This window comes from Streptomyces sp. NPDC002004 (assembly GCF_053593975.1).
The window spans coordinates 16759-27189 of sequence record NZ_JBSFDP010000056.1 but is presented as its reverse complement, the minus strand read 5'-3'; the positions used below and the strand labels follow the sequence as shown (position 1 = coordinate 27189).

General features: G+C 73.1%; 9 protein-coding genes. 2 read left to right on the top strand and 7 right to left on the bottom strand.

Translation table 11 applies throughout. The features are described from left to right. Positions 1 to 587: 587 nt before the first annotated feature. The 5 genes from ACWCP6_RS35650 to ACWCP6_RS35630 all read right to left on the bottom strand — a co-directional run bounded on the left by ACWCP6_RS35650 (position 588) and on the right by ACWCP6_RS35630 (position 4324). Positions 588 to 1262 carry a hypothetical protein gene (locus ACWCP6_RS35650; protein WP_450936801.1) on the bottom strand — a complete coding sequence of 225 codons (675 nt, stop codon included), beginning with the start codon at positions 1260 to 1262 and terminating at the stop codon, positions 588 to 590. Positions 1263 to 1725: 463 nt separating this feature from the next. Next, positions 1726 to 2064 carry a hypothetical protein gene (locus ACWCP6_RS35645; protein WP_450936798.1) on the bottom strand — a complete coding sequence of 113 codons (339 nt, stop codon included), beginning with the start codon at positions 2062 to 2064 and terminating at the stop codon, positions 1726 to 1728. A gap of 80 nt (positions 2065 to 2144) precedes the next feature. Continuing rightward, positions 2145 to 2315 (bottom strand): alpha/beta fold hydrolase, encoded by a 171-nt coding sequence (locus ACWCP6_RS35640; RefSeq protein ID WP_450936797.1) that lies wholly within the window; start codon positions 2313 to 2315, stop codon positions 2145 to 2147. A 294-nt stretch (positions 2316 to 2609) separates the two neighbouring features. Next, positions 2610 to 3002: a RidA family protein gene (locus tag ACWCP6_RS35635; RefSeq protein WP_450936800.1), complete on the bottom strand. Its 393-nt coding sequence runs from the start codon at positions 3000 to 3002 to the stop codon at positions 2610 to 2612. Between the two features lie 206 nt (positions 3003 to 3208). Then, complete coding sequence (locus tag ACWCP6_RS35630; RefSeq protein WP_450936796.1) at positions 3209 to 4324, bottom strand: acyl-CoA dehydrogenase family protein; 1116 nt, start codon at positions 4322 to 4324, stop codon at positions 3209 to 3211. Positions 4325 to 4506: 182 nt separating this feature from the next. Between ACWCP6_RS35630 and ACWCP6_RS35625 the strand changes: the two genes are divergently transcribed. After that, positions 4507 to 6168: an AMP-binding protein gene (locus ACWCP6_RS35625; RefSeq protein ID WP_450936795.1), complete on the top strand. Its 1662-nt coding sequence runs from the start codon at positions 4507 to 4509 to the stop codon at positions 6166 to 6168. 68 nt (positions 6169 to 6236) lie between these two features. Continuing rightward, complete coding sequence (locus ACWCP6_RS35620) at positions 6237 to 7064, top strand: PaaX family transcriptional regulator (protein ID WP_450936794.1); 828 nt, start codon at positions 6237 to 6239, stop codon at positions 7062 to 7064. A 91-nt stretch (positions 7065 to 7155) separates the two neighbouring features. On the opposite strand, the gene ACWCP6_RS35615 is transcribed toward ACWCP6_RS35620, so the two are convergent. After that, positions 7156 to 9510: a bifunctional salicylyl-CoA 5-hydroxylase/oxidoreductase gene (locus ACWCP6_RS35615; RefSeq protein ID WP_450936793.1), complete on the bottom strand. Its 2355-nt coding sequence runs from the start codon at positions 9508 to 9510 to the stop codon at positions 7156 to 7158. Next, positions 9495 to 10322, bottom strand: coding sequence for an enoyl-CoA hydratase family protein (locus ACWCP6_RS35610; protein ID WP_450936792.1), 828 nt, complete (start codon positions 10320 to 10322; stop codon positions 9495 to 9497). The genes ACWCP6_RS35615 and ACWCP6_RS35610 overlap by 16 nt, the downstream gene beginning before the upstream one ends. Between the last annotated feature and the right edge of the window lie 109 nt (positions 10323 to 10431).

The following is a 10431-nucleotide window of genomic DNA, read 5'->3' as shown; positions in this document are numbered from 1 at the left end:
TCTCCACACACTGGATGGGATGTCCGGCCCCATCCAATCGGCCCCAGCCTCAATGCGGACCAGAACCCGGTGAACGTTCCCGGTCACAGCACTAGCGCGAAAGGCGCACCGCGCGGATCGGCGTCGACGATCGCGGCCTACGAGCAGGGGAGGCGAGTGCCGCCGCGGTGTATCGACGTAGCCGAGACTTGGGGCGGCGGCTGTGGCCCACCTTCCGGATCCGTGGATGAAGACGTGAGCAGACCAAGTGACCGGGCCTGCTCGGCAACCTTGGGCCTGTCACTCTCCCGGAGAGCTGGGGATCCAGACCTGCGCTTGAGTTCTTCCCTGGGACTCTTGAGGGGCCCAGTGTCGCGGCCAAAGGTCGCTCTTGCTGGTCAACGCCCCGCGACCACCCGTCGCGGCGGCTCACGCGGTTGATTGGTCTCTTCCAGGACATCTGAGCGCCTTGCGAGGAATGCCGCCGCATCCCGTCCGGCCCGCGCGGACGCGGGCCGTGGGGGTGTGGCGGCACCCGTGGGACCTCGCCCGGGACCGTGCGCCCCGGGCAGGGATCCCTCACGTCTCCGCCCGGGGCAGCGTCCGGGTCAGCCGACGCGTTCGATCCGGGCCCGGCGGATCAGGTTCTTCCCGGGCTCGTGCACCTGGTCGAACGCCGTGTTGTTCAGCAGCGCGCAGCTCCCGGACGGACCCGTCACCGGCACGGTGATCGACTTGTTGTTGTCCAGGTTGGTCACCTTCAGCTTGGTCCCCACGGGGAACTGACCACTGGTCGCCCCCGGAGCCCCGCCCTCGCCGGAGAGCGTCACCGTGGAGCCGGGGCACACCACTTCGCCCTCGGGCTTCCCACCATCCGCGGCCTGTCCCGCTGCCTGCCCCGCGGCCTGGTCCTGCCCCTGGGCGCCTCCCTGGCCACCGGCCTGCCCGACGCGTTCGATCCGGGCCCGGCGGATGAGGTTCTTGCCCGGCTCGTGCACCTGCTCGAACGCCGTGTTGTTCAGCAGCGCACAGCTCCCGGACGGACCCGTCACCGGCACGGTGATCGACTTGTTGTTGTCCAGGTTCGTGACCTTCAGCAGGGTCCCCACGGGGAACTGACCGCTCGTGGCACCGGGAGCCCCGCCCTCACCGGAGAGCGTCACCGTCGAGCCCGGGCACACCACCTCACCCTTGGCCTGCGCACCACCCGCGGCCTGACCCGCAGCCTGCCCCGCGGCCTTGCCCTGGCCCTTCCCGCCCTGCGCGCCGCCGCCTCCGCCCACCTTGCATCCGGAGGCCGCCTGCTTGCGCTTGATCTCCTCGATGACGGCCTGGCGGTTGGCGATGCGGGCCTGCGACTGGGCGTCCGGGTGGGCGCGCTGGTCGGCGATGAACTTCTCGTTCTTGGCCACCGCCTGGGTGAGACCGTCGCAGACGACCGATGCCTGGCTGGTTCCCGTCATGACGACGGCGCCCCCGGCGGCCATGGCCACCGCGCCGACGATCAGTGCGACCTTCTTCTTCCGGGTGAGGGTCCTCTTCCGCGACACGTCAGGCTCCTTGTCGTCCACGTGGCGGGATGCCTGTCATCCCGACCTTCGCCCTGATGGGTACGGAGCCGTGCGCCGTCCTTCTCTTAAGCGGGGCCGATCATGTCCTTAACAGGTCTTAAGCAAGCCTTCCGGTGACGGGTTCTGCGGTGTGTGCGCGGGCCCCGGGTCCGGTGACCCGGGGCCCCGCCTCGGGTCAGCAGCCGTACGTGATGTTGATCGCGACGACGGGCGAGCCCAGGCCGAAGGACTGGCCGGGGCGGATCTGGTCGATGTAGCCGCTGGAGTACTTCAGGTACGCGCAGTCCTGGTTGCGCGCGTCGGTGACCCATCTCGCGCTCTGCGCCAGGGACCCGGTGTTCTGCCAGCCCGTGTCCTTGTACATGGAGAGGATGTTGCCGTTGTTGTCCATGAAGCAGACGTACGGCCAGGGGCAGGAGGCCGCGGCGGCGGGTGTCGCCGTGACGGCGCCGAGTCCGGCCGCGGCCAGCACGCCGGCTGCGGCGACGGTGGCGAGCTTGAAGAGTTTCCTCATGACATGACCTCTTTCAGGTCGTTCGGGTTTCAAGATCGCCTGATCATAGGTCCGCTCCGGGCCCCCGCCGCACCCGCCTGTCAGGTGTCGGCGACGAACTCCCGCAGCACGGCGGTCAGTCGTTCCGGCTGGTCCTCGGCGATCAGGGTGCGCGATCCGGCGATCTCCACCAGCCGCCCCTGCGGCAGCAGTTCCGCGAGCCGGCGGCCGTGCTCCCGCGGCATCATCAGGTCGTCCTCGGCCCACACCACCAGCGCCGCCGGTCGAACTTCCGCAGTCCTTCGCCCGCTTCCAGCAACTCCGTCCTGCGGACCGCGTTGTTGCAGCGGCGGAAGTCCGCCCGGATCGCCCCGTCCGTGCGCAGCGGACCCAGCCGGCCCTCGACCACCGCGTCCGGACGGGCCGTTCGGTGAGCGCCCCGATGGCCACGGCCAAACCCCATGATTCGGGCGGGAGTTCCACCACGGGGGGCTCGTCGGCGAACCCCGTGTCCACCCGGCGTGAAGTCGGCCCCGAGGGGCTCGGCGTGACCGGCAGGACACCTCCTACGGAAGCGCGGCGATGCCGTCTAGCTCCACCAGGGCCGCCGTGTCCCACAGCCGGACGGCGCCCACCACCGCCATGGCCGGATACTCACGGCCCGCCAGCTCCCGCCAGATACGGCCCAGTTCCCGCGCGTGCGCCCGGTAGTCGGCGACGTCGGTGGCGTAGACGGTGACGCGGGCGAGGTCCGCCGGGGTCCCTCCGGCGGCGGCGAGGGCGCTGAGCAGATTGCGCAGCGCGGTCGCGAACTGCTCGGGCAGGGTCTCCCCCACGATCTTTCCGTCCGGGTCGAGCGCCGTCTGTCCGGCGAGCAGCACGAGGCGTGATCCGGTGACGGTGACGGCATGCGAGAAGCCCGTGGGCGGGGAGAGTTCGGCGGGGTTGACGCGCCGCAGATGCGTCCGTGGAGCGGTGCCCCGCGCACTCCCGTCCCTGTCGGCAGCCGGGGCGTCGGCCCGCCCCGGCCCCGCCGCGCCCTGGTCGTCCGCCCGCCCGGGCCCCGCCGCCCCCGCGTCGCCGGTCCGCGCGGCGTCCACCGTGTCGCCGTCCGCCGGCACGGTGCCCGCCCGCTCGCCCGGGTGTGCGGCGTCCGCTCCTCCGCTCATGCGTACAGCTCCTTCGCGATGATGGTGCGCTGGACTTCCGTGGCGCCCTCGTAGATGCGCGGCGCTCGCACCTCCCGGTAGAGGTGTTCGAGCAGATGACCGCGCTGGAGGGCGCGGGCACCGTGCAGCTGCACGGCCGCGTCGACGACGAACTGCGCGGTCTCGGTGGCGATCAGCTTCGCCATCGCCGAGCTCTTCGCGACGCCGGGCTCCCCCCGGTCGTACGCGGCCGCCGCCGCGTACACCATCAGGCGCGCCGCCTCCGTGCGCGTGGCCATCTCGGCGACCCGGTGCCCGACCGCCTGGAGGTCCTTCAGCGCGCCGTCGAAGGCGGTCCGCCGCGCCGTGTGCGCGAGTGTCGCCTCGAGGGCCGCGCTCGCCATGCCGACCGCGAAGGCCCCGACACTGGGCCGGAAGAGGTTGAGCGTGTTCATCGCGACCCGGAAGCCCCGGTCGGCCTCGCCGAGCAGGTCGTCGCGGGTGACGGGCACGCCGTCGAAGGAGAGGGCGCCGATGGGGTGCGGCGAGAGCATCTCCAGGGCGGTGCCGGTGAGGCCCGGCCGGTCGGCCGGGACCAGGAACGCGCTCACCCCGCGTGCCCCCGCCCCGGGTGTCGTACGGGCGAAGACCGTGTAGAAGTCGGCCTCGGGGGCGTTGGAGATCCAGCACTTCTCGCCCGTGAGGCGCCAGCCGTCGCCGTCCGGGTCGGGGGTGGCGGCCAGCGACAGCGCCGCGGCGTCGGATCCCGCGCCGGGCTCGCTCAGCGCGAACGCGGCGACCGCGCGCCCCGCGGTGACCCCGGGGAGCCAGCGCTCGCGCTGCTCCGGGGTGCCGGACTGCAGCAGCGGGTACGTGCCGAGACCTTGCAGGGCGAGGGCCGTCTCGGCCTCCGTGCAGCCGTGGGCGAGCGACTCGCGCATCAGGCACAGGTCGAGGGCGCCCGCGTCGAACAGCCTGCGCAACAGGCCCAGTTCACCGAGCTCGGCGAGCAGCGCGCGGTTGACGCGGCCCGGCTCGCCCTTCTCGGCGAGGGGGCGCAGCCGGTCGGTGGACAGGGCGCGCAGCTCGGCGCACCACTGCGACTGCTGGGGTTCCAACGCGAACGCGGGCATCGCGGCCCCTCCCTGATGGTCTCCCCGACGGGCTGCCGACGGGTTCCTGGTGCGCCTGCCGATGGGGGTTCTTCCCACCTCTCGACGTCTTATCGCGAACCGTTGACTGTCGTCACCATCACGATACGCTCGTTTCCGCGCAACCATCACGCCCGCCCACCACCACGAGGGGGCGAACAGCCATGGACGACAGCGGCACAGGCGACGCCACGGAAGCCTTGGGGCTGAGGACCTCGGCCCATGTCGACACCTTCGCACGCGATCATCTTCCGCCCGCGCACCAATGGCCGGGCCTCACCTTCGACCTGCCCGAGCTGTGCTACCCCGAACGGCTCAACTGCGGCGTCGAGCTCGTGGACGGAACCGTCGCACGCTTCGGACCGGACCGGGCGGCGTTCCGCACCCCGTCGGGCGAGGTGTGGACGTACGGGCGGCTTCGCGACCAGGTCGACCGGATCGCGCATGTGCTCACCTCGGAGCTGGGCGTGGTGCCCGGCAACCGAGTTCTGCTGCGCGGACCCACCACGCCCTGGCTGGCGGCCTGCTGGCTGGCCGTGATGAAGGCCGGCGCGGTCGCCGTGACGGTACTCGCCCAGCAGCGCACGCACGAGCTCGCCACCATGTGCTCCATCGCCCGCGTCGGACACGCGCTGTGCGACGTCCGCGCGGTCGACGACCTGGCGAAGGCGGAGATCGAGGGGCTGCGCATCACCACCTTCGGCGGGGACGCGCCCGACGACCTGCGGCACCGGGCGGCGCGCCTGCCGGGCGATCCGTACGACGCGGTGCGGACGTCCGCCGACGACGTCGCGCTGATCGCGTTCACCTCGGGCACCACCGGACGGCCCAAGGGGTGCATGCACTTCCACCGCGATGTGCTGGCGGTCGCGGACACGTTCGCGCGCCATGTGCTGGCCCCCACGCCCGACGACGTGTTCGCGGGCAGTCCGCCGCTCGGCTTCACCTTCGGGCTCGGCGGGCTGGTGGTCTTCCCGCTGCGGGCCGGCGCGAGCGCGCTGCTGCTCGAACAGGCGGGCCCGCGCCACCTGTTGCCCGCGATCGCCGAGCACCGGGTCTCGGTGCTGTTCACCGCGCCCACCGCCTACCGCGCGATGCTCGACGAGCTGGACGCCCACGACGTCTCCTCGCTGCGCCGCTGCGTCTCGGCCGGCGAGAACCTGCCCGCCGCGACCTGGTCGGCCTGGCACGAGCGCACCGGGCACCGCATCATCAACGGCATCGGCGCCACGGAACTGCTGCACATCTTCATCTCCGCGGCCGACGACCGGATCCGGCCGGGCACCACCGGCACCCCCGTGCCGGGGTGGCAGGCGCGCGTGGTGGACGCCCACGGGCAGCCGGTACCGGACGGCGAGCCGGGGCTGCTCGCGGTACGCGGCCCGGTGGGCTGCCGCTATCTCGCCGACCCCCGCCAGAGCGAGTACGTGCGCGGCGGCTGGAACATCACCGGGGACACCTACGTCCGTGACCCCGACGGCTACTTCCGCTACGTCGCCCGCGCCGACGACATGATCATCTCGGCGGGCTTCAACATCGCGGGGCCCGAGGTGGAGGACGCGCTGCTGCGCCACCCGGACGTCGTCGAGACGGCGGTCGTGGGACGACCGGACGAGGCACGCGGGCAGGTCGTGGTGGCGTACGTGGTGCTGCGCGAGGGCGCCCGCCGCGACGCCGAGGCGCTGCGCGCCTTCGTGAAGGCGGAGCTCGTCCCGTACAAGGCCCCGCGCGAGGTGGTGTTCCTCGACGCGCTGCCCCGGACCGCCACCGGAAAGCTGCAGCGGTTCCGGCTGCGCCGGGCGGTGCGGCCGGAGGGGGCGTCGTGAGGGCGGGGCGCCGGGGAGATCGGCCCCTCCCCCGGGTGCGGGCCCGTCCCGCGATTTAGAGTGATCACGTGTCCGAGCAGCACCCGCAGTACCACACCCCACGGTCCCTGATCGTCACCCTGTACGGCGCGTACGGGCGCGGCTTCGCAGGTCCCGTGCCCGTGGCGGAACTGATCCGCCTGCTGGGCGCGGTCGGCGTCGACGCGCCGTCCGTGCGGTCCTCGGTGTCCCGGCTCAAGCGCCGCGGGCTGCTCGTGCCCGCCCGGGCGGCGTCGGGGGCCGCCGGGTACGAGCTCTCGGCGGAGGCCCGGCAGCTGCTCGACGACGGCGACCGGCGGGTGTACGCACGCGAGGCGCCCTCGGTGGCGGACGGCTGGGTGCTCGCCGTGTTCTCGGTTCCGGAGTCGGAGCGGGCCAAGCGGCATGTCCTGCGGTCCCGGCTCGCCGGGCTCGGCTTCGGCACGGCGGCCCCCGGCGTGTGGATCGCGCCCGGGCGCCTGTTCGAGGAGACCCGGCACACCCTGGAGCGCCTCCAGCTCGCCCCCTACGTCGATCTCTTCCGGGGCGAGCACCTGGGCTTCGCCCCCACCGTCGAGGCGGTCGCCCGCTGGTGGGACCTGACCGCGATCGCCAAGGAGCACGAGGCGTTCCTGGACCGGCACGAGCCGGTGCTGCGGAACTGGCGGCTGCGGCGGGACACGCCTGCGCGCGAGGCGTACCGGGACTATCTCCTCGCCCTGGACTCCTGGCGGCACCTCCCCTACGTCGACCCCGGCCTCCCGGCCGAGCTTCTGCCGGCCGGCTGGCCGGGGGTGCAGTCGGCCGAGGTCTTCTGGGAGCTGCACGGGCGGCTGCGGCGGGCGGGTGCGGCGTTCGTCCGGGGTGACGGGGCGTAACCGGGGAGCTCCGCCCCCAGCACCCGATGCGGCCTCGGCTGCCTCGCCCCTCGATCGCCGACGGCTGCCTTTCTCCCGCCGTGGCCGGGGTTCAGCGGTCCAGGGTGAGCCGCGGCTTCGGGGCGTCCGTGCGTCCCGTCTGGGGGCGGCGGCTGCCGGCGCGGTAGGGGGCGGGCCAGGTGACGCCCGGCCCGGTGTACCCCTGCTCCGCCGCCGCGTGCAACGCCCAGTGCGGGTCGTAGAGGTGGGGCCGCCCCACCGCGCACAGGTCCGCCCGTCCGGCGAGGACCAGCGAGTTCACGTCGTCCCACGACGAGATCGCGCCGACCGCGATCACGGGCACTCCCGCCTCGTGCCGGATCCGGTCGGCGTACGGCGTCTGGTAGGACCGCCCGTACGCGGGGCGCTCGTCGGAGACGACCTGCCCGGTCGACACGTCGATCGCGTCGGCTCCGTGCGCGGCGAAGGCGCGGGCGATCCCGACGGCGTCGTCCCCGGTGGTGCCGCCCTCGGCCCAGTCGGTGGCCGAGATCCGTACGGTCATCGGCCGCCCTGCGGGCCACACGGCCCGTACCGCGTCGAAGACCTCCAGCGGGAAGCGCAGCCGGCCCGCGAGTGAGCCGCCGTAGCCGTCGGTGCGCCGGTTGGTCAGCGGGGAGAGGAACCCGGACAGCAGATAGCCGTGCGCGCAGTGCAGTTCGAGCAGGTCGAAGCCGCAGTCCGCGGCGCGCCGGGCGGCGGCGACGAACTCGTCGCGGATCCCGTCGAGTGCGGCGCGGTCGAGGGCGCGGGGCGTCTGGCTGCGTGCCGCGTACGGAAGGGGGGATGCGGCCACGACCGGCCAGTTGCCGTCGTCGAGCGGTTCGTCGATGCCGTCCCACATGAGCTTCGTGGAGCCCTTGCGGCCCGAGTGGCCGAGCTGGACGCCGATCGCGGTTCCGGGTGCCCGGGTGTGGACGAAGTCGGTGACGCGTCGCCACGCGGTGGCCTGCTCGGAGGTGTAGAGCCCGGCACAGCCCGGTGTGATGCGGCCCTCTGCGCTCACGCACACCATCTCGGTCATGACGAGGCCGGCCCCGCCGAGCGCCCGCGCCCCCAGGTGCACGAGGTGGAAGTCGCCGGGGACGCCGTCCACCGCCGAGTACATGTCCATGGGCGAGACGACGACGCGGTTGCGCAGGGTGAGGTCGCCCAGCGTGAAGGGGGTGAACATCGGGGGCGTGCCGGGCGGGCAGCCGAAGTCGCGCTCCACGGCCTCGGTGAAGTGGGAGTCGCGCAGGCGGAGATTGTCGTGGGTGACCCGGCGGCTGCGGGTGAGCAGGTTGAAGGCGAACTGCCGCGGCGGCTGGTCCACGTACATGGCGAGGTGCTCGAACCACTCGAGGCTGGCGCGGGCGGCCCGCTGCGTCGAGGCGACGACGGGGCGGCGTTCGGCCTCGTAGGCGGCCAGCGCCGTGTCCAGACCGGGCTGTTCCTCCAGGCAGGCGGCGAGCGCGAGGGCGTCCTCGACGGCGAGCTTGGTGCCGGAGCCGATCGAGAAGTGGGCGGTGTGCGCGGCGTCGCCGAGCAGCACGACGTTGCCGTGGGACCAGTGGTCGTTGACCACGGTGCGGAAGGAGATCCACGAGGAGTTGTTGGACTTCAGCGGCCGGCCGCCGAGCGCTTCGGCGAACAGCTTCCCGCACCGCTCCACGGACTGGGTCTCGTCCAGGTCGCAGAACCCGGCCGCGCGCCACACCTCGTCCCGCATCTCGACGATGACGGTGGACGCGTCGGCGGCATAGGGGTAGCCGTGCAGCTGCATCACGCCGTGCTCGGTCTCGGCGATCTCGAAGCGGAAGGCGTCGAAGGCGAAGTCGGCGGCGAGCCAGATGTAGCGGCAGCGGTGCTCTTCGACATGCGGCCCGAAGACGTCGGCGTGCGCCCCGCGGGTGGGGCTGTGCACTCCGTCGGCTGCGACGACCAGGTCGTGGGTCCGCGCGAGCCGCGCGGCGGGCGGGGCCTCGGCGCGGAAGCGGAGGTCGACGCCGAGCGAGCGGCAGCGCTCGTGCAGGATCCGCAGCAGGGTGCGGCGTTCGAGAGCGGCGAAGCCGTGCCCGCCCGAGGTGTGGCGCACGCCGCGGTGGACGATGTCGATGTCGTCCCAGCGGACGAACGCGTCCTGCAGGGCCGCGTACACGACCGGGTCGGCGTGTTCGATGCCGCCGAGCGTCTCGTCGGAGAGGACGACGCCGAAGCCGAAGGTGTCGTCGGGCGCGTTGCGCTCCCAGACGGTGATCTCGCGGGCCGGGTCGAGTCGCTTGAGGAGCGCCGCGGTGTACAGGCCGCCCGGACCGCCTCCGATGACGGCGACGCGTGTCACGGCGTCCCCCGCTGCCCGAGCGGAGCCCGCGGTGTGGGCGGGGCCGGGCCCCTGGGCCGCCGCCACGGCTACCGCCCCCGCCACTTGGGCGAGCGCTTCTCGGTGAAGGCCGCGTGGAACTCGGCGTAGTCCTCACCGTTCATCAGCAGGGCCTGCGTGGCGGCGTCCAGCTCGACCGCCGCGGCGAGCGGCATGTCGAGTTCGGCGGTGAGCAGCGCCTTGGTCTGGGCGTGCGCGAGGGCGGGCCCGTCGGCGAGGCGCCGGGCGAGCGCCTGGGCGGCCTCGTCGGCGTGCCCCTCCTCGACCAGCTCGCTGATCAGGCCGATGCGCTCGGCCTCGGGCGCGCGGACCGGTTCGCCGAGCATCAGCAGCCGGGTGGCGTGTCCGAGCCCGACGACCCGGGGCAGCAGATAGGCGGCGCCCATGTCGCCTCCGGAGAGGCCGACCCGGGTGAAGAGGAAGGCGAAGCGCGCGGAGGGGTCGGCGACGCGGAAGTCGGCGGCGAGGGCGAGGACCGCTCCGGCTCCCGCGGCGACGCCGTGCAGGGCGGCGATCACCGGGAACGGCGCCTCGCGCACGGCGCGTACCACCTGGCCGGTCATGCGGTTGAAGTCGAGCAGCTCGGAGGTGTCCATCGACAGTGTGGCGCCGATGATCTCCTCCACGTCGCCGCCGGAGCAGAAGCCGCGGCCCTCGCCCGCGAGGACCAGGGCCCGGACGGACTTCTCACGGGACAGTTCGGCGAGCAGGTCGCGCAGGTCGGCGTAGGCGCCGAAGGTGAGCGCGTTGAGCCGGTCGGGGCGGGCCAGGGTGACCGTGGCGACGCCGTCGGCGACGGCGTACCGCAGATTCCGCCAGTCGTCGGTGGGGGACACGGAGCCGGTGAAGGGACTCATGCCGTGCGGCCTCCTAGGGCGGGGGCGGCTGTGGTCGCCTTCGAAGTTATCACTCTTGCGTGACTTCCGTCACGAGGACGCGATAGGCACGGGCGGCGGGAGGGCCGTT

What these genes read in the sequence shown, in the direction of transcription:
- ACWCP6_RS35645 (WP_450936798.1), bottom strand. Translation starts at nt 2,064, where the DNA reads ATGAGGAAACTCTTCAAGCTCGCCACCGTCGCCGCAGCCGGCGTGCTG.
- ACWCP6_RS35630 (WP_450936796.1), bottom strand. Translation starts at nt 4,324, where the DNA reads ATGCCCGCGTTCGCGTTGGAACCCCAGCAGTCGCAGTGGTGCGCCGAG.
- ACWCP6_RS35625 (WP_450936795.1), top strand. Translation starts at nt 4,507, where the DNA reads ATGGACGACAGCGGCACAGGCGACGCCACGGAAGCCTTGGGGCTGAGG.
- ACWCP6_RS35610 (WP_450936792.1), bottom strand. Translation starts at nt 10,322, where the DNA reads ATGAGTCCCTTCACCGGCTCCGTGTCCCCCACCGACGACTGGCGGAAT.